Annotated in this window: 22 protein-coding genes; 14 read left to right on the forward strand and 8 right to left on the reverse strand. The window is 46.6% G+C overall.

Features of this window, described 5'->3' with window-relative positions; translation table 11 throughout:
• Positions 1 to 109 precede the first annotated feature (109 nt).
• Together MKY97_RS13285 and MKY97_RS13290 are read left to right on the forward strand one after the other, a co-directional pair.
• A complete protein-coding gene (locus tag MKY97_RS13285; protein WP_342555874.1) occupies positions 110 to 697 on the forward strand; it encodes a TetR/AcrR family transcriptional regulator in 588 nt (195 codons plus the stop codon).
• 71 nt (positions 698 to 768) lie between these two features.
• Positions 769 to 2250, forward strand: coding sequence for a DHA2 family efflux MFS transporter permease subunit (locus tag MKY97_RS13290; protein ID WP_342556322.1), 1482 nt, complete (start codon positions 769 to 771; stop codon positions 2248 to 2250).
• Positions 2251 to 2361: 111 nt separating this feature from the next.
• Here MKY97_RS13290 and MKY97_RS13295 read toward each other — a convergent pair whose 3' ends face one another.
• Entirely contained in the window at positions 2362 to 3342 is a 981-nt protein-coding gene (locus MKY97_RS13295; protein ID WP_342555875.1) for an alpha/beta hydrolase, read from the reverse strand.
• Between the two features lie 210 nt (positions 3343 to 3552).
• Here MKY97_RS13295 and MKY97_RS13300 point away from each other — a divergent pair, with 210 nt between their 5' ends.
• Positions 3553 to 4530: an MBL fold metallo-hydrolase gene (locus MKY97_RS13300; protein WP_342555876.1), complete on the forward strand. Its 978-nt coding sequence runs from the start codon at positions 3553 to 3555 to the stop codon at positions 4528 to 4530.
• Between the two features lie 66 nt (positions 4531 to 4596).
• Here MKY97_RS13300 and MKY97_RS13305 read toward each other — a convergent pair whose 3' ends face one another.
• Entirely contained in the window at positions 4597 to 5184 is a 588-nt protein-coding gene (locus MKY97_RS13305) for a LysE family transporter (RefSeq protein ID WP_342555877.1), read from the reverse strand.
• Between the two features lie 132 nt (positions 5185 to 5316).
• Here MKY97_RS13305 and MKY97_RS13310 point away from each other — a divergent pair, with 132 nt between their 5' ends.
• Positions 5317 to 5874, forward strand: a complete 558-nt coding sequence (locus MKY97_RS13310; RefSeq protein ID WP_342555878.1) for an XRE family transcriptional regulator — start codon at positions 5317 to 5319, stop codon at positions 5872 to 5874.
• Between the two features lie 89 nt (positions 5875 to 5963).
• On the opposite strand, the gene MKY97_RS13315 is transcribed toward MKY97_RS13310, so the two are convergent.
• The 3 genes from MKY97_RS13315 to MKY97_RS13325 all read right to left on the reverse strand — a co-directional run bounded on the left by MKY97_RS13315 (position 5964) and on the right by MKY97_RS13325 (position 8399).
• Entirely contained in the window at positions 5964 to 7361 is a 1398-nt protein-coding gene (locus tag MKY97_RS13315; RefSeq protein WP_342555879.1) for a TrkH family potassium uptake protein, read from the reverse strand.
• The gene (locus tag MKY97_RS13320) at positions 7345 to 8010 is read right to left on the reverse strand and encodes a TrkA family potassium uptake protein (protein WP_342555880.1); all 666 of its coding nucleotides are present in this window, start codon (positions 8008 to 8010) and stop codon (positions 7345 to 7347) included. Before MKY97_RS13320 ends, MKY97_RS13315 begins: the two co-directional genes overlap by 17 nt.
• 260 nt (positions 8011 to 8270) lie before the next feature.
• On the reverse strand, positions 8271 to 8399 hold the full coding sequence (locus MKY97_RS13325; RefSeq protein ID WP_342555881.1) for a DUF4023 family protein: 129 nt from the start codon (positions 8397 to 8399) through the stop codon (positions 8271 to 8273).
• 194 nt (positions 8400 to 8593) lie between these two features.
• Here MKY97_RS13325 and MKY97_RS13330 point away from each other — a divergent pair, with 194 nt between their 5' ends.
• The 3 genes from MKY97_RS13330 to MKY97_RS13340 all read left to right on the forward strand — a co-directional run bounded on the left by MKY97_RS13330 (position 8594) and on the right by MKY97_RS13340 (position 11409).
• Positions 8594 to 9346 carry a helix-turn-helix domain-containing protein gene (locus tag MKY97_RS13330; RefSeq protein ID WP_342555882.1) on the forward strand — a complete coding sequence of 251 codons (753 nt, stop codon included), beginning with the start codon at positions 8594 to 8596 and terminating at the stop codon, positions 9344 to 9346.
• Between the two features lie 140 nt (positions 9347 to 9486).
• On the forward strand, positions 9487 to 10650 hold the full coding sequence (locus tag MKY97_RS13335; RefSeq protein ID WP_342555883.1) for an MFS transporter: 1164 nt from the start codon (positions 9487 to 9489) through the stop codon (positions 10648 to 10650).
• 198 nt (positions 10651 to 10848) lie between these two features.
• Positions 10849 to 11409 (forward strand): sugar O-acetyltransferase, encoded by a 561-nt coding sequence (locus MKY97_RS13340; protein WP_342555884.1) that lies wholly within the window; start codon positions 10849 to 10851, stop codon positions 11407 to 11409.
• Positions 11410 to 11525: 116 nt separating this feature from the next.
• Here the strand turns inward: MKY97_RS13340 and MKY97_RS13345 are convergent, their stop codons facing one another.
• Complete coding sequence (locus MKY97_RS13345; protein ID WP_342555885.1) at positions 11526 to 12959, reverse strand: glycoside hydrolase family 1 protein; 1434 nt, start codon at positions 12957 to 12959, stop codon at positions 11526 to 11528.
• Between the two features lie 162 nt (positions 12960 to 13121).
• Here MKY97_RS13345 and MKY97_RS13350 point away from each other — a divergent pair, with 162 nt between their 5' ends.
• Entirely contained in the window at positions 13122 to 14090 is a 969-nt protein-coding gene (locus MKY97_RS13350) for a LacI family DNA-binding transcriptional regulator (RefSeq protein WP_342555886.1), read from the forward strand.
• A gap of 227 nt (positions 14091 to 14317) precedes the next feature.
• Positions 14318 to 14611: a DUF3817 domain-containing protein gene (locus MKY97_RS13355; RefSeq protein WP_342555887.1), complete on the forward strand. Its 294-nt coding sequence runs from the start codon at positions 14318 to 14320 to the stop codon at positions 14609 to 14611.
• A gap of 154 nt (positions 14612 to 14765) precedes the next feature.
• Here MKY97_RS13355 and MKY97_RS13360 read toward each other — a convergent pair whose 3' ends face one another.
• Positions 14766 to 14903, reverse strand: a complete 138-nt coding sequence (locus MKY97_RS13360) for a hypothetical protein (protein ID WP_342555888.1) — start codon at positions 14901 to 14903, stop codon at positions 14766 to 14768.
• Positions 14904 to 15002: 99 nt separating this feature from the next.
• Positions 15003 to 15833, reverse strand: a complete 831-nt coding sequence (locus MKY97_RS13365; RefSeq protein ID WP_342555889.1) for an AraC family transcriptional regulator — start codon at positions 15831 to 15833, stop codon at positions 15003 to 15005.
• A gap of 122 nt (positions 15834 to 15955) precedes the next feature.
• On the opposite strand from MKY97_RS13365, the gene MKY97_RS13370 reads away from it, so the two are divergent.
• The 5 genes from MKY97_RS13370 to MKY97_RS13390 all read left to right on the forward strand — a co-directional run bounded on the left by MKY97_RS13370 (position 15956) and on the right by MKY97_RS13390 (position 26338).
• On the forward strand, positions 15956 to 17413 hold the full coding sequence (locus MKY97_RS13370; protein WP_342555890.1) for an alpha-L-fucosidase: 1458 nt from the start codon (positions 15956 to 15958) through the stop codon (positions 17411 to 17413).
• Positions 17414 to 17602: 189 nt separating this feature from the next.
• Positions 17603 to 18076: an IS200/IS605 family transposase gene (tnpA, locus tag MKY97_RS13375; RefSeq protein WP_138227108.1), complete on the forward strand. Its 474-nt coding sequence runs from the start codon at positions 17603 to 17605 to the stop codon at positions 18074 to 18076.
• 800 nt (positions 18077 to 18876) lie between these two features.
• Positions 18877 to 24195 carry a S8 family serine peptidase gene (locus MKY97_RS13380; protein ID WP_342555891.1) on the forward strand — a complete coding sequence of 1773 codons (5319 nt, stop codon included), beginning with the start codon at positions 18877 to 18879 and terminating at the stop codon, positions 24193 to 24195.
• A 198-nt stretch (positions 24196 to 24393) separates the two neighbouring features.
• Complete coding sequence (locus MKY97_RS13385) at positions 24394 to 25401, forward strand: Gfo/Idh/MocA family oxidoreductase (RefSeq protein WP_342555892.1); 1008 nt, start codon at positions 24394 to 24396, stop codon at positions 25399 to 25401.
• 13 nt (positions 25402 to 25414) lie between these two features.
• Complete coding sequence (locus MKY97_RS13390; RefSeq protein ID WP_342555893.1) at positions 25415 to 26338, forward strand: AraC family transcriptional regulator; 924 nt, start codon at positions 25415 to 25417, stop codon at positions 26336 to 26338.
• Positions 26339 to 26347: the final 9 nt, after the last annotated feature.

The following is a 26347-nucleotide window of genomic DNA, read 5'->3' on the forward strand; positions in this document are numbered from 1 at the left end:
AAGTGTCATTTTTTCGTAAAATTTAAAATAAAAGCATTGACATGATGCCTATGAGCGATTTTAATTATATAGACCGATTGTTATAATTTATTGAAGGAAGTGGCTTTCTTTGAGTGAAAAGTCCAATGCCAGAGATCTTATCGTTGGCACAGCGGCGAGACTGTTTTTTTCACAAGGGTATCATGCGACCGGTCTGAATCAGATCATTAAGGAGAGTAACACGCCGAAAGGTTCGTTATATCATTATTTTCCACAGGGAAAAGAAGAACTGGCTCTCGAATGCATTCAATCAGCTAATGCACACATTATGCAAAAGTTTGAGGAAACCTTCACGGCCCATGAGACGACTGCAGAAGGAATCCGGCAATTCATTTATGATATGGCATATGAAGCCGAAGCCTCAGATTACACGGGATTTCTGCCATTCAGTTTCTGGGCTGCGGTGGAGACTTCCTGTATCAGTCAACAGCTGCGTACGGCATCACAGAACGTGTTTGCAGGATGGCAGGAAATCATAGCCAGGCATCTTATGCTGGATGGTATGAGTGAAGAGAAGGCTCGGGAGACAGCGCTGCTGGTTATTTCTCTGATGGAAGGCGCATTGATCATTACTCTGACCAATCAGGATAAACAGCCCCTGCTGACGGCTGCCGATTATTTGTCAGTTGTAGCGAAGAATGTCCAGCAGAATCAATAGGTTGTACCAAGAGAGAGAGAAAAAAGAAATCGCAGGATACGTTTGAGGAGGATGGGATCGTGGAGGCTTCCATGAAGGCTGATACAGCAAAAGATCAGCAAGAAACACAGCAGTACAAGGTTTTCCCGATTTTGTTCGCCATGCTGCTGAGCGGGTTTATAGGTTTATTTGGTGAAACGGCGCTAAATGTCGCTCTGACACCGCTAATGGGTCTGCTTGAGGTCGGACCAACAACCATTCAATGGTTAACTACAGGATATCTGCTTGTACTTGGTGTTCTGGTGCCTGTTTCAGGCCTGCTGCTGCAGTGGTTTACGACCAGACAGTTATTTACCACATCATTAATATTTTCTATTGCAGGAACATTGGTTGCTGCACTTGCACCGGGCTTTGAAATTTTGTTGACAGCGCGTGTGCTGCAAGCAGTCGGCACAGCACTGCTGCTGCCGCTGATGTTTAACACCATTTTGGTCATCTTCCCCATTGAAAAGCGGGGAGCGGCAATGGGTTTGATTGGTCTTGTCATTATGTTTGCACCAGCGAGCGGTCCGAGTATTTCCGGTCTGATTCTGGCAAACTTAAGCTGGCACTGGATTTTCTGGATTTCGCTGCCCTTTTTCCTGATCTCCCTGGTGTGCGGACTGCTGTTCCTGCCGAACATCTCCAAGCTGACCAAGCCTAAAATCGATGTGCTGTCGATAGTTTTGTCTACACTCGGCTTTGGCGGGATCGTGTATGGCTTCAGCAGCGCAGGTGGGCATGGTGAGTCTGGCGGAGGCTGGACGAGCCCGATCGTGATTGCCACGCTTGTCATCGGTATCGTCGCACTGCTATTGTTCAGTATCCGTCAGTTAAGGATGAAACAACCTGTAATGGATCTTAGAGCGTTCAAATATCCGATGTTTACGATTGGTCTGCTGCTCGTCTTTATTTGTATGATGATGATTCTATCCTCCATGCTCATTCTGCCTATGTATCTGCAGCAGGGGATGGCGGTTACGGCACTTACCGCAGGACTGGTTCTGCTGCCGGGAAGCCTGCTCAATGGATTTTTGTCTCCAGTCATGGGCCGATTATTCGACAAGTTTGGACCGAAGTGGCTCGTGATCATCGGAATGGCGGTCGTAGCAGTTGTGCTGTTCCTATACACAGGCATCGAAGCGACGACACCTCTGATCCAGATTATTATGCTTCATGTCTTCATGATGATCGGAATTTCAATGGTGATGATGCCTGCACAGACGAACGGATTGAATCAACTGCCGCGTGAGTACTACCCTCATGGTACGGCAATTATGAATACACTTCAGCAGGTGTCGGGTGCCATTGGTACAGCTGTTGCTGTTAGTATTCTGAGTGCCGGACAGACTCGATTCCTGAAAAGCGTAGATAATCCGCAAAACCCTGAGAATATCCTCGCGGGGTTCACATCAGGTGTACAGAATGCGTTTGTCTTTGCACTTGTTCTGGCCCTCGTTGGTTTCGTCATTGCATTATTTGTGAAAAGAGTGAAGGTTGGATCGGCCGAGAAACAGAAAAGCTCGATGCACTAAAACGAAGAATGGAAGAAGAGCGATGACCCTTTGTTGAAGGGTACATCGCTCTTTTGCTTCGTTTCATAAATCATCTCGTTTCGAGTCAATGCCGTTGTGTCGGCAGATCGGTTATTTCTTAACGATCTTCAAGATTTCATCTGCTGCAATATCCGGGTGGTATTGATGAATGTAATGCTCCGTATCTTTGACGGTAACTTGTTTGGATAAAGTTGACCAGGATTGGAATTCACTCTGTGTTTTTGTCCAATCCGGCTCGGCCTTACCAAAGTAATCGGCGGTCACAATCGTAAGCGGGAATGGTAAAGGCTGTTTGTGATCAACAACTACCTTGGCATTGGCTTGCATTTCACGCAACTCATCAATCGTATTAGCATTGCCATAGTTCAGAAGCAGGGCTGTTTTATCTACTTTTCTCAAATCCTCTGGTACCAGCTTTAACGCATTGCGATTGGCATTAGAAGCATCAACAACTGCCGGGACCTGCATACTGAGCCGGAAAAGTCCGGTTTTGATGCGGAATTGATTCCCGAAACCAGCAATGGTGTCCGCCAGGTTATCCTCGTCCTTCTCGTAGTACTCAGGACTTCCACCATCAATCATCACAATCCCTTTGACCAGATCAGGATATTTCTGTGCGAACCGCAGTGTCTCTAATGAGCCAAGGGAGTGAGCGACGAGCACGTAAGGCGGTTTTTGCCCAGATACCTGAAGCAGTTCATGCAGTTCGTCAGCGACCGTGTCCACATCCCGTTTTTTATCGGTTCTGTCACTGTATCCATAGCCGAAGCGGTCGTATACAGCGAATTTCGTATAAGGGGCAAGCTTTTCATATAAAGGATAATAGTCTACATAAGGATCAGCTGTTCCCCAGCCTGAGGCAAGAACGACTGTCACATCGCCTTCTCCCCCTGTATACAGGTGCATTTTATCTCCATGTACTTCATACAGTTTGCCCGGAGGTGTAAATGTTTTTTCATCTTGTGAAGAACTGATCTGCTGATAGATCAGACCGGAACTTAACAGAATAATAATCAGTGACAGATCGAATATCAGAAATTTAACAAGTCTTTTGCGCCATTTTTTGCTCATGGATGCTCACACACTCTCTATTTGTTTTTCTATATCATAAATGCCCAGTCTTATATGAGTGTAAACGAGATCTTAATTCCAGCTTAACGACTCGGCAGGCCCTCTGATTTACAGCAAAATTGAATATCGATAAACGATGAATTAATATGAAAATAGAAAGATTAACTTCGCCTTGAGAAAGATAGCACGCGAAGAATAGAAGGGTGAACGATGACGAAATACGAAAATCAGATTCCAACGTCCGCCGGAATGGACATAAAGTCTTTGACAAGTATATTGAGGGATTCCATGCGCAGACATGCGGAGCGAAGACCGTCAGAGAACATACCAATGAAGCGATATCAGACGGCTTCAGTGTTGGAGGCGTCTGATCAACCACAGGTGACGTGGTTCGGGCACTCCGCTTTTTTGCTTGAAATTGAAGGTCACAGGCTGCTCTTTGATCCGATGTTTGGCGATCGACCTTCACCTGTATCCTGGGCTGGAACGAAACGGTTCAGCAAAGAGCTGCCTGTACAGCCCGAAGAACTCCCTGATCTGCATGCCATCGTGATATCCCATGACCATTATGATCACCTTGATGTTTCATCCATTCGTAAATTAAAACATAAAACCAATCGTTTCATCGTGCCCCTAGGTGTACGTAAACGATTAATCCAATGGGGGATACCTGCCGCTCAGATCACGGAGCATCGGTGGGGCGATGAATTTTCTTTCGCGGGATTAACACTCGCCTGTACGCCTGCACGTCATTTTTCAGGCAGAGGTCTATTGGATCGAAATTCCACGTTATGGTGCTCATGGGTTATTGCAGGCCGGGAAACGAAAGTGTTTTTTAGCGGTGACAGCGGATATGGTCCGCATTTCAAGGAGATAGGAAGCAGGTATGGTCCCTTTGATCTGACTTTGATGGAATGCGGCCAATATGACGAACGTTGGTCCAACATTCATATGATGCCTGAGGAGACAGTACAGGCCCATCTGGATGTAGGTGGATATGCATTAATCCCCATTCATTGGGGGGCATTTACGCTCGCTTATCATGCCTGGAACGAACCGGCAGAGCGAGTAACCCGGGCCGCGCGTACTATGAACGTCCCGGTCATTACTCCCATGATAGGCGAGACAGTTAAGCTGAAAGACGAGGAATATACATTCCGGCCATGGTGGAGAAGCGAGAAGGAATAACTTGTGAAAACCGTAATGCTGCTGAGATCCAAGCGTTCGACTCGGCGGAGTGTGGACGCTTTTGTTTTATTTGATCATAGAAATAGCGGTGCAGATTAACAAAATACCCATGATGATATTAAACGGGCGTTCGTACTTCAGCAGGAACGGTTGAAATAGACTTCCGCCAAATGCCCAGGTCAGATTCGCACTGATCCCGATCAAGGTGAGCAGCAGCGAGTACAGCAGAAGCAGTTGATGGGACTGCGTGTGAGGCAGGACGAACACCGACATGGCAGTAAGACCATACAGGATGACCTTGGGATTAATCAGCTGCAGCGTGAATCCGAACCAAAAGGAATAGGTATGCTTCGGATTTTCCTCAGCCTCGCTCGCGTGAGACGTGCTTCTCATGATTTTAAAAGCCAGGTACAGCATATAAATACATCCCAATACGTTTAAGGCTGGAGTGATGACCGGAATGTACTCGTAGAGAACAAGATTGAAGTAACCGGACATCATCATGATTAGAAGACAGCCGGCCGCAACACCGCTGATAAAAGGGAACGTGCTTCTGAATCCCTGCTTGCCTGCATGCGTCATGGAGATAATATTGTTGGGTCCAGGTGTGAAAGAAGCAATCACTGCATAAGCCACTAAAGAAAGAATGTTCATGTGTCCTCCATATATGTGCATGATGTGTGTTATAATGAACAAAATGATCGCTATAACGTATGGTTGTTATGATTGTACAACATGTACTGTATAACGCACAAGAGGGATGTAAAGGAGCGAGGTGTATTTTGGATGGAAAATATTAATTTGATTCTGGCCCGGAACCTGAAGCAGTTAAGGGAACAAAAAAAACTTAGTTTGGACAAGGTTGCGGACATGTCGGGGATTAGTAAAACGATGCTGGGCCAGATTGAACGCGGAGAATCCAATCCGTCTATTGCAACCGTATGGAAAATTGCGAACGGTTTAAAAATATCGTTCACCGCATTGATTCATGAACCGAAGTCAGACACGACTATTCATCTGAGGGAGAACACCAAAGTGCTGCTGGAGGATGGGGGACGCATTCGTATTTATCCACATTTTTCTTTTGAAGAGGGGCGTCACTTCGAGATGTACATGATGGAGATGGATGAGCAGTCATCCCTGCATGCTGAACCCCATATTGAAGGGTCTGAGGAATTTATAACGGTTGTTGAAGGTGAACTTGCCATTAAGGCAGGGGGAGCCTCATATACGTTGAGGCAGGGAGATTCAATTCGTTTTAAGGCGGATCAACCGCATGCTTATTATCATTCGGGAGCAGGCAGTAACAAATTCAGCTTGGTGATATATTATTCACACGTGTAGCTTGACTCACATGTGTATATTATTCAAACGCCAGCATTGGTCTGCATAAATAGCAGTCCATGCTGGCGGCAGCTGATTTTTTTGAAGTTTTAACCAATAAGTACATGATCTTCAGCATAACCAATTTTGGACTTATGTTTTTTCTGTGCTAACGCGAATGCCAGCGTTAACGGTCCTAATCGGCCAGCAAACATTGTGAAAATAACAATCAATTTGCCTGGCGCACTCAGTTCGCTTGTTAAGCCCATTGAAAGTCCAGTTGTACTAAACGCTGAGGTGGCTTCAAACAGAACATCAAGAAAATGATTCTCTAATATGCCTTCCGTTATCGATAGTATGATCGATATGCCTAATACAAACGCCAATGAACTCATAACAACTGCGAGAGCCCGCATAACGGTTTCTTCTGCGATTTTCCGCTCAAATGCATGGACTTGCCCACCACCCCGAAAGGTTTGGATCGTTGCCAGAACAAGCACGACGAAGGTGTTGATTTTAATTCCGCCACCTGTTCCGCCAGAGGAAGCGCCGATAAACATCAGGATAATGATAAAGAACTGCGAAGTTGCAAGCATGCTTCCGATCTCTATGGTATTAAATCCGGAGCTGCGTGGTGCGGTGCCTTGAAACAACGCAGCCCAGACGCGTTCACCCCACGACAAGTCCGCAAACGTAGCGGGATTCCAGTTCTCCAGCAAAAAAATAATGATGAACCCGATAATATATAACAAGGAGCTGCCAACCAACACAATTTTGGAGTGTAGGGACAGCTTACGCCATGATCGTTTTCGGAAGATGTCCACAACCACCATGTAACCCAATCCTCCAATAATGAAGAGGAGGATAACCGTTAGATTGACGACCGGATCACCTACAAACGGTGAAAGACTATCTGACCACAAGGAGAACCCTGCATTGTTGAATGCAGATACTGAATGAAACAGGGCATAATAAAGACCCTGCCCGAATCCCAGTTCACTATGCCAGCGCAGTGTTAATATTATGGTGGCAAGAGCTTCAAAAGCAAAGGCAATCAGAACGATATACAATGAGAGTTTGACCAAACCTTGAGCAGATGAAGCGTTCGCTGCTTGTTGTATAAGGAGCCGCTGCTTTAAGCCAATTCGTTTACCGAGTATGATGGCGACCATAACACCGAAAGTCATAAAGCCCAACCCGCCCACTTGTATTAAAATCATAATAATGACCTGCCCAAACGTAGAAAATACACTTCCTGTATCAAGCACAACCAATCCATTAACACATATCGCCGAAGTTGCAGTGAATAAGGCATCTAGCATTCCAATGGAGTGTCCGCTCTTCGAGGAGATCGGTAAAGCAAGCAGTACAGCACCCACCCAGATTAAAGCGAAAAAAATCATCATAATAAGCTGAGGAGGACTTGTCTTATTTTTCAGAATATTTACAACCCATTCAAGTTTGGATAAAAGTGTAGATTGTGCGTTTCTTTTATGTATTCCGTTCATAATCACTCTCCAGATTTCGAATGTTTTCGTTACTGCCAATCAACAAAAGTGTGTCTCCTGAGTGCACTCGATCCTCAGCCAGCGGTGAGATATTGATCGCGTTTCCCGTTTTGATTGCAATGATTGTACAACCGAAGTTTGCTCTAATGTTGAGTTCGAGCAGCGTTTGCTGGTGCATACTCAACGGGGATTTAAACTCTACTAAATTGTAATCAGGTGATAATTCAATGGAATCGATCATATTGTCAGAACTGAGCTGATTCCCCAATCTGGTTGCCATATCCCGTTCCGGGTACACAACCTGATCTGCCCCGATCTTGGCGAGTACACTGCCGTGGTTTTCGTTTTTAGCTTTTGCTGTAACTTTGGGAACGTTAAGTTCCTTAAGTAAGAGTGTTGCTAATATACTGGCTTGAAGGTCTTCACCAATGGCTACTATGGCATGTGAAAAATTGCTGGCTCCAAGTTCTTGGAGGACTGATTTATCAGTACAATCCGCCTGTACCACATGGGTAGCAATCGATGATATTTCTTGCACAAGAGTCTCATTCTTGTCTACCGCAAGCACCTCGTGTCCGTTTTCGATTAGTGTGCGTGTTAAACTTGAACCGAAACGTCCGAGTCCAAGAACCATAAACTGTTTTTTCATGATTTCCCTCATTTGTTATCAGGATTAATAGAATTATTTACATAAATGACCAGGTAAATATTACGTTTCATTGTATAATAAGTTTCAGATGAAGAACAGCAGAACTGGGAAGTAAATAGGTTTGATCATAAAAATCTATCTAAAAAATAATTAAAATGGAAAGCCCTCCATAACAAGGACTGTTTCAAAGCAAAATAAAACGATATTGTAAAAACGGTGCTCTTCAAGAGAAGGCACCATTTTTACAAGTTCTCCTCAATTCACTTGTTTGTGGAATGCTGCTTATTCGGAAGCTTGTCACCGGGCGTACCTTTACCGTTGTTCTTGTTATGACGTGTCTTTTCGGCATTTTCGTTAACTTTTTTCACAAAATCCTTTGTGCTTTCCACTTGGGCCATGCTCCTTTCCAAACGGGGAATAGGTTATTGTAAATCAAGCTTAATATACCCGCCAGCATGCGTTTTTATTAGAATCACAGGCTCGCTGGACAGGCACAGCACATATATTTAAACTGGATACAAGTTGAACTATTTTTGCACCTAAAGTTCAATACAATAAGAGAGAAGGGTGTTTTGGACGAAACATGCTGCAAAAATTCGGTTTTACCCAATATGAAAGTCAGGTTTACGAGGCTGTACTTGCGCAGGATGAGCCGCTGGATGCGACGACGATTGTAGGTGCCTCCAATGTACCCAAGGCCAAAATTTATGAAGTGCTCAATCGATTAATTGATAAAGGAATCGTGCTAACCACGATGGAGGGCAAGAAAAAACTGTATATGGCCGTTGATCTCCAGACCGTGATTCACAAAATCAAGCTTGATTTCGAGAACGATCTTGAGGCTTTGAAACAATACAAAATGAAACGCACCTTTACCGATGAGCACATCTGGACCCTAAAGGATGAGTCTTCAATCGCTTCTAATATTGAACAGCTGATTGAGGAGGCGGATTCGTCGATTCTTTTTCTCGCCTGGAACGAAAGGATGGAAAGATACCGTGAGCTGCTGGAGCAGAAGGAGAAGCAGGGTGTGTATGTTGAAGTGCTGGCAGTTGGGGGTCTGGAAAGTTCGCTGACTCGCAAATATTCACTTATTCCACTGCTGGATGCTCCCGAACCTTCGCAGCTGCTGATTGTAGACCATGCCTATTTGCTGTTCGCTGGCGTGGAGAATGAATCGTGGAAAGCGATCAAGACGATGTCCAAACCGGTTGTGAAAGCGATGACAGACTATTTTTATCATGATGTAGCTTTGACCCAGATTACCAAAAAATATGGAGAGCAGCTGCTGCAGGATGAAGAAGTCGCACGACTGCTCACTCGGTTGATTTATTAAAAACTATTCTTTCAGAGAATAGTTTTTTTGTTTTTATAAAATTTGAAAATAGGACGGAAATAAGAGTTAAACTATGCATTGAACTTTTATCACTTATGGGTTACTATCGTAGTTGTAACTTGTAAGGGGGATTTGAAATCATGAATAAAAAAGTATATGTTTTGGCGATTGCGGCCTTTGTTGTGGGAACCGTTGAACTGATTCTGGGCGGCATTCTGGACCTTATAGCAGCCGATCTTCATTTGTCTTTGGCGAAAGCCGGGTATCTCATCTCCATCTTTTCGCTGGTATATGCGGTGTCTGCGCCGATACTGTTAAATGTAACGGCCCGATTCGAGCGTAAAAAAGTATATATGGTTACGCTGTTTGTATTTTTTATCAGTAATCTGATCTCTGCTTTTAGTGTGAACTTTTACATGTTAATGGCAGGACGCATGCTGGGAGCTGCAGCAGGTTCACTTATTTTTGTGCTGTCTCTGACACTGGCATCCCGCATCGTATCTTCGGAGTACAAAGGGCGTGCTGTGGGTATCATTACGATGGGAGGAAGTGCTTCACTTATTCTCGGAGTGCCCATCGGTATCTTTATAGGTAATGCGCTGGGATGGCGTGAGGTGTTTATGCTGATCGCGATCCTGACGGTACTGGTAATGGTGGCTATCGGTTTGGCGATGGATCGTGTACAGCCTTCTCCAGCCGTGAGTCTGAAAAACCAGTTGAAGGCACTTTGGAATCCGAAGATGCTGGCGATTCATACAACAACACTGCTTGTCCTTGCAGGGCATTTAACCTTGTATGCCTATTTTACGCCTTTTCTGCAGGAGACGATTGGGGCTAGTGCGGCAGCAGTCACTTTGATATATATGATGTTCGGGCTTGCGGCAGTTGCCGGCGGGGGCATTGGCGGAATGTTATCTGATCGTCTTCATCCTGCCAAAGCCATTATGATCGTGCTGGTTCCGTTCATGATCAGTATGGCTGTTATTCCTTTCAGCACGGGACTGCCTTTAATCGCGTTTCTCCTGCTGCTCAGTTTATGGGGAGCACTTAGCTGGACCGTTACACCGGTGCAGAACAGTCTGATTATCAGGACCTCACCTGAGACATCCGAGATTCTGATTAGTACCAACTCAGGTGTGACCCACGCGGGTATCGCACTGGGAACTTATATCGGCGGGGTTGTCATTGACCATTCATCGATTATGAATACGGGCTGGGTTGGCTCGATTCTAGTGTTTGGGGGACTTGGTTTCGCGGTTCTTGCCGTTAATCTCAAAGAAAAGCATGTTCATGCGGCAGCATGAGATTCTGAATAAACCTCTGCAGCTCCCGCTATTGGGGAAATGCAGAGGTTTTTTGATGCATTTTTGCATTTTGATAAGCAGCATCGGTGAGCATTCCCGCTTGGAGTATTGATTTTTCGAAGTCAGTCTATATAATTAAAATAGTTTTAAAAAGTATAATAATATGTTCTTTACAGCACAAAGGAGAATTGCATAACAATGAAATCAGAGAAACAGAAGATGCTGCTTGGCGAACTCTATATGGCTAATGATGGGGAACTGTCTCAGGACAGGGAACATGCTAGGAAGATGACACGGTTGTATAATCAAACAACGGAGACTGAACATGAAACACGCGTCACACTGCTTAAGGAATTATTTGGAACGACAGGAGAACATCTGAGCATGGAACCGAATATCCATGTCGATTATGGGTATAACATCCACGTAGGCAATCATTTTTATGCTAATTTCAACTGTACAATCCTCGACGTATGCGAAGTTCGAATCGGTGAAAACTGCTTGTTAGGACCTGATGTACATATCTATACAGCATCGCATCCACTCAAACCACATGAACGCAATACCGGGGCGGAATACGGCAAAGCTGTAACGATCGGTAACAATGTTTGGATCGGCGGCAGGGCAGTCATCAATCCGGGCGTTACGATTGGGGATAATGTTGTGATTGCATCCGGGGCGGTGGTGACGAAGGATGTGCCGGATAACATGATCGTAGGCGGGAATCCCGCAAAAATAATCAGGAAGATAGAAGATTAAAGTCGTGTATGGACTGAAAAAAGACCTTCCTCGGCAGAAGCGTCAAAAAAGCTGCACTGTCGCAGCTTTTTTGACGCTTCTGCCGTAAGGAAGATCTCAATTTCATGCGTTGAAACTTAGCGTTTCAGGCTTCTGCCGTTGGTACTAATAATCTCCTTGTACCAGTGGAACGATTTTTTGCGGTAACGCTCTAACGTTCCTGAACCATCGTCATGACGGTCTACATAGATGAATCCGTACCGTTTTTTCAGCTGCGCAGAGGAGGCACTTACGACATCGATACAGCCCCAAGACGTGTATCCCATAATGTCTACTCCATCTTCCAACGCTTCACCAACCTGAACCAGATGGTCATTCAAATACTGGATGCGATAGTCATCTTCAACGGTTTTCTCGCCGTCAGGACCTGTAATTAACTCGTCTACTGCCCCAAGTCCATTCTCAACGATAAAGAGCGGTTTTTGGTAGCGGTCGTAGAACATATTCAGCACATAACGCAGTCCTTGCGGGTCAATCTGCCAGCCCCACTCACTTGCGGCCAAATACGGGTTAGGCACACCCCCGATCAGATTTCCTTCACCAGCGACTTGTTTGGCTGGATCAGCCGTCTGACATGTGCTCATGTAATAACTGAAGGAGATGAAATCTACGGTATTAAGCAGCATTTCCTGATCGCCGTCTTCCATATGAATCTCAATTCCGTTCTCGCGGAAGTAACGTTTCATATATCCAGGGTAACGACCGCGTACATGCATATCACCGAAGAAGTAGTTGCTGTGTTCATACTCCATCACTTTGATGACATCATCCGGGTTCGGAGTTAACGGGTACGTCGGCATGCTTAAAATCATACATCCGATCTGAGCATCAGGCATGATCTCATGACACAATTTCACGGCTGATGCACTTGCCACCAGTTCATGATGGATGGCTTGGTACAGATCCTGTTTGCTCAGTTTCTCTTTAGGAGTGAAGATACCTCCGCTCATGAACGGGAATTCAAGAATCGAGTTGATCTCGTTGAATGTGAGCCAGTATTTAACTTTGTTTTTGTACCGATTAAAGACGGTTGTCGCATAGCGTTCATAGAAGCCGATCATTTTCCGGTTCACCCAGCCGTCGTATTCTTTGGCAAGATGCAGCGGTGTTTCATAATGGGATAACGTGACCAGCGGCTCAATACCGTATTTGCGGCATTCATCAAATAGATCATCGTAAAATTGCAGGCCTTCTTCATTCGGCTCAAGTTCGTCCCCTTTGGGGAAGATGCGTGACCATGCAATAGATGTACGGAATACTTTGAAGCCCATCTCCGCAAACAGCTTCACATCTTCCTTGTAGCGATGATACAGATCGATACCGATCAGTTTCATGTTGTCAGCGGTAGGTTCTTCTGTAATAGGCCCCAGCACACCTTTGGGTGCGATGTCTTGGGTGGACAACCCTTTGCCGCCTTGATTGTATGCACCTTCAGCCTGGTTCGCCGCAATAGCGCCGCCCCACAGAAAGTTTTCAGGGAATGAGTACATATAGTTCAAAGATTGGTTCATATATATCGCTCCATTCAGTCAATTCATTGTGAACGTCAGCGTTCACTTTATTGTCTCCCCAAAAGCTTAAACGTTGTAACGGGTTACACGTCAAGTTTTACTTTTGCAGAGAAGATAAGGCATAATAAATGTGGCGTTTGTTCGCAGGAAAGGAGCATCGGGATGTCCAAATTTGATGAAATTATGAAACGTTCCGGTTATTCACGGGCCACTGTATCCCGGGTGATCAACCGTTCGCCGCATGTTAGTGATGAAGCAAGACGGATTATTACCGAAATCATGAACGAGCTGGACTATATTCCGAATCGCAACGCAGTTTCGTTGTCCACGGGGCAGACCAAACAGATCGGCATCGTCACCGCGATGATTGATGAGCTTAGTTTGACCTTTATCAACCAATTTATGGATACCGCGATGGACTACGGATTTCAGACCATTGTCTATATGTCACGCGGTGATAAACAAATTGAGCTGCACGCGTTTGAGGATTTGCGGAGTAAACGAGTGGATGGTCTGCTGATCGTTACGTGCGTTAATGATCCAGGCGAATTAAAAGCATATATGCAGTACGGACCTATGGTGTCCTGGCAGCGCATGGGGAACGATGAAATTCCTTCAGTTGCGATGGATCAGGCCCAGGGATACAGGCTGGCACTGGAACATCTGGTATCGAAAGGTTACACACGCATTGCTAACGTTTTTGGCCGCAGCAGCAGCCTCAATACACAAAGCCGCCGTGAAGCTTATGAGACATTTATGATTTCGAAAGGACTTCCTGTGTGGCGTGAAGCATATCAATATTCCGTATTCACTTCATCGGACGGGGAAGCAGCCCTGTGCCGAATGGTCGAAGAGGGCGAGCTGCCGCAGGCGGTGCTTTGTTCCAACGACTATGCCGCAATAGGCATTTTGAGTGAGGCGCGCAGACGGAACATACAGGTTCCAGATCAGCTTGCCATTGTGGGATTTGATGACATTGAGTTGTCGCGTGTGCTCGATTTAACAACCATCCATAATCCAATTGCGGAGCAGGCGAAACAGGCTTTTTATCATTTGTGGAGAGTACTCGGACACGAGGAACATAAGGCCGCATCATTAGCATACCGTTTGATGGAACGAGCAACGACTTGAGCGGAGCGAGAGCTGCTGAATGGAGTTCGTGTTCGCAAGGAGTGAATCAAATCTATTCTATTCAATAATTATTCAAATTTAAAGTAAATCCGGATCGGATTGATGTTTTATAATACTGAAAAGGAGCTTACGTACGTTGTGTGAGAATCGAAAACAGCGTTGTAAAGCGTCATGCTATAAGTTACATATTTCACAAATGATTTTGGGGAAAGGTGAGAGTATACGGAATGAACACGGTCACAGGTCGCTTCAGAATTGCAGGTATTTGGGAGGGGATATCACTTCTGCTGCTCGTATTTATTGCAATGCCGCTCAAATATTTTGCGGATATCTCTTTAGCTGTAGCTATACTAGGCATGATTCATGGCATTTTATTTCCTCTATATCTCATTGCAATGGTGCATCTGGGATTGGTCAAAAAGTGGAAGATATCGCTTTGGGTTATGGGTCTGCTGGCAGGGCTGCTTCCTTTTGGAACATTTGTGTTTGAGTCTTATCTTAGAAAAAGAGATTGGCAGTAACATAGCGCTCATAATGCATGGCGCATATTGCAAGGTAACGCGAACGAACAACCTCCTGAACAGAAATCAGGAGGTTGTTTTTGTATAGGCGTTTGCATATTTTGAATTGCATCAGTTATGTATAACCAGATGTCCAGCATGGAACGATGAATCGTTATTTTGGTTTAACGGTTCCTGTTTGTGGATCAGATAACACGCTGTACCCATTGTCTGATGGTGCTGCCAAGGCGAAAGCAGCGAATGAGTAGACAACAAACAGGGCGGCAGGGAGCAGGATTGTCTTCTTCGTCATATACGAACCTCCTTTTTCGGAAATGAGCCGCACATCCATTTTTTTTCAAAAATTAAACTTGTGGGAATATTTTTTTGGATTTGAACTATATTTTGAAATTTAGGTGGTTACCGTCGTTTGCTTACGATATTCGGTCGGATTCAGCCCGGTATGTTTCTTGAACTGTCTTGAAAAATAATACGAATCGCTGAATCCGAGATTGTCAGCAATTTGGGTCATTGTGAGTGAGGTGCAGCTGAGCATTTCTTTGGCCTTATCAATTTTTCTGCTGGTAATGTAATGAATGGGCGGCATCCCCATCTGCTGTTTGAAAAAACGAATAAAATAATTGGGATGCATATGCAGCATCTGAGCCAGATCCTGGACGGACATGTTCTCTTCGATATGTACATCGATATAAGTCAGCAGGGTAGACAGTTTTTCGACAACGGGTACATTCAAGTATGTAATTTGGTTCAATTCCAGATTCATAATGTAACAAGACAGCAGCTCTGTCAGTTTACTCTTTGCCATCATATGGGCATAAACTTCACCGGAGTTGGCATAGGCAAGCACACTTTTGAAGATTTCCTCGATGAGTTCTGGCTGCGCCGCGTTAATAAAATGGGGAAACCGGAGGATCTGAAATAAATTAACGCCCCCGACTTTGGCGGAAAAGTGACACCAGTACTTCAGAAAAGGCGTGTCACTGATGGAGGAATAGGACTGCTGCACCCCCTCCGGCATCAAAAAAAGCTGCCCCGGCTTCGGGTAGTATTCCTGGTCACCGATTTTTAGCCAGCCTTCTCCCTCGCAGATCCAGTACAATTTGCTGTAATCCGGGGTGTAGTCCAGATCCCGCCAATCCGAACCGCAGCGGTTGAAGTTGACCATGTACAGATCCACCTGCAGGTTGGACAAATAGTTGGTAAGCAGCGTTTGATGATCCATAGCATATCCTCCTGAAGGTTATTATCGTCCATCTAATAGTTAATGTTCTGCATGTGCACAGCTGCAGTACTGCACTACAATCAGATGCAGATGCAGCCAATAAGGGGAGGATGGAACAGCATATGAACAAGAGTGAATATTTACAGCAGATCGATGCCAATATTGCCGCCGGGAAATTCAAAGATAACTGGGCTTCCCTTCGTGAATTCAATGTTCCCGAATGGTATCAAAAGGCGAAATTCGGCATTTTCATCCATTGGGGCGTTTATTCCGTTCCGGCTTATGATAGTGAGTGGTACTCACGTAATATGTACATTCAAGGCTCCAAGGCGTATGAACATCACCTGAAAGTATATGGAAATCAGAATGAATTTGGTTACAAGGACTTCATCCCCATGTTTACGGCAGAGAACTTTGATGCAGATGAATGGGCGGATCTATTCAAACAGGCAGGTGCGAGATACGTTATGCCTGTTGCTGAGCATCATGATGGTTTCCAGATGTACAAGAGCTCTATCTCCCACTATAACACATATGAAATGGGACCCAAACGTGATCTGCTCGGAGAGATGAAAGCCGCATATGAGAAGCGGGGATTAACCTTCTGCGTATCGTCTCATCGTGCCGAGCATTGGTTCTTCATGTCTCACGGGAAAGAGTTCGAGTCGGATATTCAAGAGCCGATGCAGTGCGGGGATTTCTACTGGCCTGCCATGCCGGAGCCGGACCATCAAGACCTGTACGGTTCGCCGCCGACTGCCGAATACCTGGAAGACTGGCTCATCCGATGCTGTGAGCTGGTGGATGAGTATCAGCCAAGCGTCTTCTATTTCGACTGGTGGATTCATAACGCTGCATTCAAACCGTATCTCAAAAAGTTCGCAGCCTACTATTACAACAAAGGGGTGGAATGGGGCTTCCCGGTTGCCATCAATTACAAGCATGATGCATTTATGTTCGGTGCAGCGGTTCCCGATGTAGAGCGTGGACAATTCGCGGAGCTGAAGCCTTATTTTTGGCAGACAGATACAGCCGTTGCGAAAAATTCCTGGTGTTATACGGAAAATAACGATTATAAAACAGCGGAAGAGATTATCCGGGATCTTGTGGATATCGTCAGTAAGAATGGCAGCCTGCTGCTGAATATCGGGCCGAGAGCCGACGGAACGGTTCCAGACGAGGATCGGGATATTCTGCTGCGCATCGGCGAGTGGCTGCAGGTCAACGGAGAGGCAATCTACGATACCTCGTTCTGGCGCATATTTGGTGAAGGACCTACGGAGGTAAAAGAAGGGCAGTTCACAGATGGAGAAGCGAAGGTTTTTACAAGTGAGGACATCCGGTTTACGGTAAAAGACAGCAGTTTGTACGCCGCGGTCATGGTTTTCCCTGACAATGGGAGCGTTCATATCAAGGCGTTGAGAGAAGGATCTCCACATTTTCACGGTATCATTAAGAACGTCCGGATTCTGGGATATGAGGACCAGCCGCACTGGGAGAGAAGCGAAGAGGCTTTGACGATTACTGCAGCGGGGATGAAAAGCAGCACACCTGTTGTATTTAAACTCGAACTGGATTGAGTGTTAGCTTGATGAGGACCAGCGATTTTTCGCTGGTTCTTTTTGTTATGGCTTTAGCCAGTTGAGTGCGTGAAACGCGCGAAACAAAAAACCACCCGCTATGCGGGTGGAGGGATGAAGGGTTTGACCATTATGACCATTCCAATACAATTGAGATGTTCAGGCTCAAAAAGAAAGGAATGGTCATTCATGGCAACCAAGAGCTACAGCCTAGCTCACACAAAGTGGATGTGTAAGTACCACATTGTGTTCACCCCGAAGTATAGACGGAAAGAAATCTATAATCAAGTGAGAAGAGATTTAATCGAAATCTTTAAACGTTTGTGCAAGTACAAAGGAGTCGAAATCATAGAAGGTCACATGATGCCCGATCATGTCCATATGTTAGTAGCCATCCCTCCAAAAATTGCGGTCTCCACGTTTATGGGATATCTAAAGGGAAAAAGTTCGCTCATGATCTTCGAAAAACATGCCCAGCTTAAGTATAAATACGGAAATCGAAAATTTTGGGCCGAAGGGTACTATGTGAGCACAGTGGGTCTAAATGAAGCAACCGTAAGAAAGTATATTCGTGAGCAAGAAGCACATGATCAGGCGGTAGATAAGCTGAGTGTAAAAGAATACGAAGATCCATTCAGCAGTAATCGAAGCAAAAAGAAGTAAAACCAGTTTACTGGTAAGTGAAAGAGACAAATTACACTGAGCCTGAACAGCCCTGCTGTCAGGCTAGCGTCTTTAGGCGCAGTTTGGCAACAGGGGGTTATACCCCAAGAGCAAACCACCCGTTGGACGGGTGGTCCTGATTCTACATTTTATTAAATAAGGATGACATCTGATGGAAGGGGGTATAAGGACCTTATATTTTGGCTTGTGTTACGCGCGAAATGCGCGAATGCGAAAATTTCACACCTGGAGGTTAGAGACGATAGGCATATAAAAGCATGATATAGACTTATTTTCTATTTTTTTGAAATAAAACTCTTGTGCGTATCCTGCTTTGAATCTATACTATACCAATAAAATCCAATTAAACCCTATATTTAACTTTTATATGTAATTTAACATCTACTCTGCGATTCAACCCGTAAGGACGATCCGGATTTACTGACCACTTTATGGCAAGCGTTCTGCTAACGCTCCTGAATATCCTCCACATGAATGCTTACAGACATTCCAGCTGCTCTTTTATTGACCCCCACTCCAATCCATGACGACATCAGCCAAGTAATTTCGATTTTATATCATTTTGCGCACCCATTTTGACCATTGGACAATTCCTGATGGTGCTGTATCTGTATTCTCTAACCAAACCTGTAAAGGAGGTGAGGCCGATGTGAAATGAAAAGGGAGCGAAACACCTCATTCTAATTTCATCAGGGCAGCAATAGCGAATGGTTTTATTCACTGAGAAGGGCATGTGTACCAAACCAAACTATAAAGCAGGGTAAAAGGAGTGGAAAAGTTTGATTAAATTAAAGCAGTTACGCAAGCCCGTCTCCATGGGACTATCGCTTCTCCTTGCATTTTCAATCGTTCATCCGGTTTCTGCGCAGAACTCATCCTCATCAAAAATCGATATGAAGTCCAGCTTGGCTGAGGTTTCAACGTCCAAAGTGAGTACCAAACTGACCAAAGCGTTTGAAGGCAGCGAATATGTCACCTATCTGGTCAAAATGAAGGAACAGGTAGACACCGCAGCGGTCTCCAAACAAGCGATGCAGAAGGCATCGATTGCTAAGGAAACGCCTTCGGCATCGAAACTGTCTGTACGGAACTCTGTGGTGAGTTCACTACGAGAAACAGCATCAAGAACGCAGTATTCGATTGAAAATTATCTTGAAAAGGAAATTGACTTGGGTAAGGTCAAAGAATATAAAAGTTATTTTATCGTGAACTCCCTTGCAGTAACCAGTACCAAAGAAGTGATGGAGCAGATTGCGCTGCTGCCAGAGGTAGAGAAAATTCTGCCGAATGAAACGCGATATCTGGATAAGGCGGAAGTAAGCAAGCAGGCAGCGGGTGTCTCGCCAGCGAAGGAAGCCGTCCAGTCATCTGCCAAAGAGCCAGCAGTCAAAGAGCAACCAGCAGTGAACGATTCAGCGTCACAAGGAGCTGCAGCCAAAGAAGCAGATTCCAAGGTGAAGAAACAGACTGAAAATGTGGAATGGAATATAGACTATATCAATGCACCCGCAGTCTGGGAGCGAGGCATTGATGGCACAGGCATCGTGGTTGCCAATCTGGACAGCGGCGTGGACTACACGCATCCTGCACTTCGCAGTAAATGGCGTGGTCTGGACGCTTCAGGCAGTGTTGTTGATCCTGAGCTGAGTTGGTACGATCCGCACAGCGGAGCAGCTCTTCCTGCGGATGCAGACGGACACGGCACCCACACGATGGGAACGATGGTGGGTTCCGAAGCGGACGGAACGAATCGTATTGGTGTCGCACCAGGTGCGAAATGGATCGGAGTGCGTATCTTTAATCCGGAAACAACGGATGCGATTATTCTCGATGGAGGACAATGGCTCCTTGCTCCCGTGGATGCCGAGGGAAATCTGCATCCTGAGCTCGCACCGGACGTTGTAAACAATTCATGGGGCGGAGGAGCAGGGCTCGACGAATGGTTTAGACCGATGGTTCAGGCTTGGCGTGATGCTCAGATTTTCCCTGAATTCTCTGCAGGGAATGTACGCTTGGGGAATCCGGGCGGTCCCGGTTCCGTTGCGAACCCGGCCAACTATCCTGAGAGCTTTGCTACAGGAGCAACCGATATTAACGGTAATTTGGGTTCATTCTCATTGTTGGGACCTTCTCCGTATAATGAGATCAAACCGGAAGTATCCGCCCCTGGTGTGAACATTCGATCAGCCGTGCCTGGAGGTACATATGAAGGTGGATGGAACGGCACATCCATGGCAGGTCCGCATACGACGGCGCTCGCTGCCCTGCTGCTTCAAGCGAACCACTCTCTTAACGTGGATCAGCTGGAACAGATCATCATGGATACGGCGACACCGCGAACCGATAGCAGTTATCCGGTTTCCCCGAACAACGGTTACGGTCACGGGATCATTAACGCGCTGGATGCGGTGGGGTCTGTTCTCGAAGGCATTGGCACAGTCTCCGGAAGAGTTGTCACGGCCGGAGATGATCTGGAAGAGCCGGTGCTGGAGCACACGCCAGTAAATACAGCTTTTACGGGTCTGGATATTCCTTTGACGGCACATGTGACGGATAATGTGGCGGTGGTTTCCGTTGAAGCTTTTGCCAGAACCAAAGGCACAAAGCAGTACGTCTATCTGCCAATGAATCGGATTGAAGGAGATACTAAAGCAGGGACTTATACTGCGACGATTCCGGCTTTCTTGATTGAGCCAGAAGGCGTGGAGTATTACATTCGTGTGAATGATTACGGCAATAACGGATTTGATAGCAAGGTCTACAGCGTTGCCGTTTCAAACGGTGTCAAACCTGGATATTTGCAGGATTTTGAAGCAGATCAGCTCGGATTTACGACTGGCGGCACCGGAAGCACCTGGGTTTGGGGGGCACCTGTAAGCGGACCGAAGGCTGCTTACTCCGGTGAAAAAGTAATTGCGACCAATCTGCAGGGCACGTATCTGCCTAACAGCAATGCCTACTTGCTTGCTCCGCCAATCGATCTGACTGAAAGTCCCGAAGGGGCGCTGTTAACATTCAAACACTGGTACGATCTTGAGAATAATCTCGATTTTGGCAAGGTATACATTGCTTCTGAAGATAGCGACTATGTATTTGAGGAACTGCTCAGCTACACAGGCGCAAGCGGTGAATGGAAGACACAGTACGTGGACCTGCGTGATTATGCCGGGCAGCAGGTGTTCATCCAGTTTAATCTGAACAGTGATGCCACTGTGCAAAAAGCGGGCTGGTACATTGATGATTTTGCAGTGCTGGAACTGGACGATATCGCTCCGGAAGCTCCTTCCGCGCTGACGGCAGCGGCAGATATTCTGGGTAACGTAACGCTGAACTGGACGGGGTCCGATGATGAAGACCTGGAGTCATATGCCGTATATCGTTCTGAAACTGCAGATTCATATGATGAGCCCATCGGTACAGTAAGAAGCACATCGTTTACGGACACAACTACTGAAACGAACACGACGTATTATTACACGGTCGCAGCTCTTGATTACAGCGGTAATGAAAGTGAGAAATCCAATGAAGTTTCCATTAAGGTTGAGGTGCCGGAAGACATCTATATCGATCAATTTGATGGAAATGATGATAACGGCTGGACACATGCCGGGACCAAGGACGAGTGGGAGCGGGGCATTCCGAAAACCGGTCCGATGAGTGCAGTGTCACCGCCTAATGTGTGGGCAACCGATCTTGACAACACATATGAAAATGGTTCCAATTATTCTTTGATATCTCCAGTAATTGATTTGACGGATGTATCCGAAGCAACCCTTACGTTTAATCATTGGTACGAGATTGAGGGCGGATACGACTTCGGCTATGTTGAAGCAACCAAAGACGGAGGAACCACCTGGACGGAGCTTGGCAAGTTCTCGCACAACACAAACGGGAAACAGTGGACCCCGGTCTTCTATGGGCTGAACGCGCTGACGGGGAATGAAGTTCAGTTCCGCTTCCGGTTAACCTCGGATAACAGTGTGGTGAGAACAGGCTGGTTCATTGATGATTTCCGTGTGCTTGGCGTAACGGCCGAGACCGAGACGGAGGATAACGCTGTAGTGCTGACGGGTGACAAACCTAAACCGTCTTATGATAATCCTTGGTACAAAATTACACGTACTGACAAGGCAGAGTTTAACAAAATCAAACCACAAGAGCCTGCAGCTGAAAAGCCGGGAACAAGTTCGGTGCAGCCGCAGAGTCTGCCAGCAAGTGCAACCGTTACGGTGCTTGAAACCGGGCGTTCTGTGAAAACAGATTCGTCCACAGGCAAGTACAGTTTCACGCATATTGCAGGAGAGTACACGTTAAAAGCGGAGGCTTATGGCTATTATCCGCAGACGAAATCGGTAACGATCTCGGATGGAAGCGGGGCAAAAGCAAACTTCAATCTCGAAACAATCCCTTATGGGCAGATTAAAGGGGTTGTGAAAGATGAACGCACAGGCCAGCCTCTGGCCGATGCTTCGGTGCTCGTTGTCGAAGATGCCAAAGTTGCAGAGGTTCGGACAGGAAGCGATGGAAGCTTTACGCTGCAGGTGCTTGAAGGCACCTACACATTGTCCGTTCGTGCAGCGGACTATTACAGCACAAAAGTTACGGTGACTGTGCCTGGTAATGGTACGGTGGAGAGCAGCATCGCTTTGAAACCCTTCATCGGTTTCCCGGGTGAAATTGCTTATGATGACGGCTCAGCCGAGAACGCAAGATCATTTAATGCTGCGGACAACGCATGGGCCGTTCGAATGACTCCGGAGCTGGAAACAGCGCAAGTAACAGGTGCCTCTTTCCGATTCTGGAATACGGAATGGCCTGTTCCTGGAGGAACGGCATTCAAATACGCAGTTTATGATGCATCAGGCGCTGGGGGCGCACCAGGCAAAATGCTCGCTGGGCCGTTCGAGGGTACCGCCCTGCGGAACGATCAGTGGACTTCAGTCGAGTTCCCTGAACCGGTTATCGTCACAGGTGATTTCTACATCGTGTATATCCAGACCGCGGCGGGAACGAGTGCTCCTGGTCTGGCGACGGATGAGAACGGTACTTATGCAGCGCGAAGTTGGCAGCGTGTAAGTGGGGCGTGGAGCGCATCACCTGCTGAAGAAGGGAATTACATGATTCGAGCAGTCGTTAAATATCCGGTGAATGCTCCGGTGCTTACAACGCCGGCAAATACGTATACCAATCAGTCAACCTATGCGATATCCGGTACTTCTCCTGCTTCCGGAGCACAGATCAAGTTTTACAATGGCAAGGACGCTGCCGGGACAACAACCGTAAACAATGGAACATTCTCGCACGACGTGAAGCTGCGCGCAGGTGTTAATGTGATTACGGCAGAAGCGATTATTGATGGCAAAACGACAGATCGTTCGCTTCCGGTGATCATTATTCTTGATCAGACCAAACCGCAGTTGAACATTGTCAGCCCGGCGGAAGGAAGCCGGATTAACACGGAAGTGGTACATGTAACGGGTAATGTGGTCGAACAGTTCCTTGATAAGGTCACTGTGAACGGCGTGACCGTTCAAGTGGACCGGGACAGAAAGTTCAGTCATCGTGTGCTGGTTAACGAGGGTGAGAACATCATTACAATAACAGCAGGTGATCTTGCCGGAAACCAAACAACAGTTACACGTAAAGTTTACGTGGAAACGGGAGCACCGGAATTGACCGATATTACTCCTGCGGAAGATGTACACATTACATCAGGCGAGAGTGTCACGGTTTCAGTTAAGAGCAAACCTGGATTGCAAGCCTCTTTCCGCATTCAGCTGCCTCTGAATCTGAACAGCGGCAGTGAAGGTGAGATCCCTCTGGTGGAAACGGAGCCGGGTCTTTATACAGGCACGTACACCACGCCTGCTTCACTTGTGCTTGAAGGCGGAGTTATTGTAATCCGAGCACAGGATGCTGCAGGGAACAAAGCCGAGGCTCAAGCTGCCGGACGATTGTTTGTAAGTGCCGGACAAGAAAACGAACAGGAACAAGTTGAAGGACAGCCTGCATCAGACAAGGATGGAGAGGCAGACACGGGCGCAAAACCGGATGAAACAGCAGGGGATGCCAGCCCTTCTGAAGGTTTGGAATCTTAATCGGTCCAGCAATGGATCAAGGCTGCAGTATGTATCAGCAAATTGGTTTGCCGGCACGCCTGAAAAGGCCTGCCGGTTTTCTTATTGTGTCGTCATTTTATACATCAATTGTCGTGAGTTTCGATTATAAATAGATAGATCATGTGATACCTTATAGATAAATGTCAGAATATTATATACTATGGAGGGAAGACATCCGTGACTATTCGAATTGGCAAAATCAGCTTGTGGCATGTTCACGCATGGGATTACATCACTGAGGCACAGGAACATGACGATACGGAGATTGCTGCCGTATGGGATGAAAATACGGAGCGCGGGCAGGAAGCTGCGGACCGTTTGAACGTTCCTTTCTATGCTTCGCTTGAAGAAATGCTTGCTCAAGACGACATCGATGCTGTCATTGTAGATGCACCTACACGTCTTCATCAGGAGGTCATTACGGCTGCGGCCAGAGCAGGCAAGCATATTTTTACCGAAAAAGTCATCGCTGCCACCCAAGCAGCATCCAATGCGATTCTGAAAGAAGTTCAGGCGAGCGGGGTCAAAATGACCGTTTCTCTTCCACGTCTCTATGCTGGATACACGGCCGCAATTCAAGATGTGCTTCAGCAAGGATTACTCGGGCAAATTACATACGTCAGAGCGCGATTATCCCATGATGGAGCGATTGCAGACTGGCTGCCGCAGCATTTCTATAGTCTCCATGACTGTCAGGGCGGGGCGTTAATTGATCTGGGATGCCACCCGATGTATTTGACCCGATTGTTCCTGAACGAGGAAATTACCGATGTGAGCGCCAGCTTCGGTTATGTCACGGGCAGGGAAGTTGAGGATAACGCAGTGGCAGCTCTCTCCACCGCATCAGGAGCGATCGGGGTGGTGGAGGCTGGATTTGTGAACAGTCACTCGCCTTTTACAATAGAAGTGCATGGAACAGAGGGAACGCTGCTGTACGGCACGCCAGAATCCACATTGTTGATCCGCACGAAAGCAGCGGAGGGACAGTATACCGATTGGACAGAGCTTGCGCCTGCTGAAAATGTAGTAAGCGCATTCAATCAATGGGTATCACATATCCAAAATAATACGGAAGACCAGGCCAACTTGGACATGGCTGCGGAATTGACCCGTCTGATGGAAGCAGCGAACCGATCAGCCAAGGAAGGACGGCGGATTGCGCTGACCGAACTGCAAAAGGCGTAAGGAGGAAGACATCTTGAGTCTGTATCCGTATGAGAAAATGCTCGATAGGCAGGATCTTCTGGAGCGGCTTGATATCACTGTGGTATGGGGACACTACGAAATTCGGGTGCTGCGTTTTCATCTGACGACGTTCCCCGCAGGGAGGATTGTGGATTTCCATAACCATGCGGAGTATGAGTTCCATCTGATTCCCAGAGGCAGAGGCAGGGTGATTATCGATGATCAGTCTCATGCACTCTCTGAAGGCATGCTCTATCTGACAGGACCTGGTGTTGTTCATTATCAGGAGGCAGCTGCCGATCAAGCCATGGATGAACTATGTCTTCATGTCGACATTGTTCATAGACCACGAGAACATGTCGATCCATGGGAGGCGGCGGAATCGGAGGAGACGATGGAAAAGCTGCGCACTCTACCACACATCCCGGTTCAGGATTACCACCGGGCCATGCTTTGTTTTCTCGAAGCGTATGAGGCTTGTGACCACAAAATGGTCGGATATTATACTTCAATTAAACAGCTGGTCGTCAGCATTCTGCTTAAAACGGTTCGAGCTTATGATACCGGCGGTATCCGTGCAGAAGTACCGGTACGGGATATGACGCTGTACAGGTATGATTATGCCGTCCAGTATATGGAGGCCAACCACGCTTCTGCTGTAACGCTGGAGCATGTGGCCGAGAAACTGCATATCAGCAGCCGTCAGCTGCAGCGTATTTTCTATCAGGTGAAGCCGGATATGCCGTTCAGCCGTGTGCTGGAGGACATTCGCCTGCGTGCAGTGTGCCGTAATCTGCAGGAGAGTTCGGTGTCGATCGAACAGATCGCGCTGGCCTCCGGTTTTAACAATGCTAACTATTTACATGCCGTGTTTCGCAAGCGCCTCGGGATGACTCCGTCGGCCTTTCGCAAAATGAAACAACCTATACTAAAGTGAGAGCGAGTG

It is taken from the genome of Paenibacillus sp. FSL R7-0652 (genome assembly GCF_038595045.1).
In the GTDB taxonomy this organism is placed as follows: domain Bacteria; phylum Bacillota; class Bacilli; order Paenibacillales; family Paenibacillaceae; genus Paenibacillus.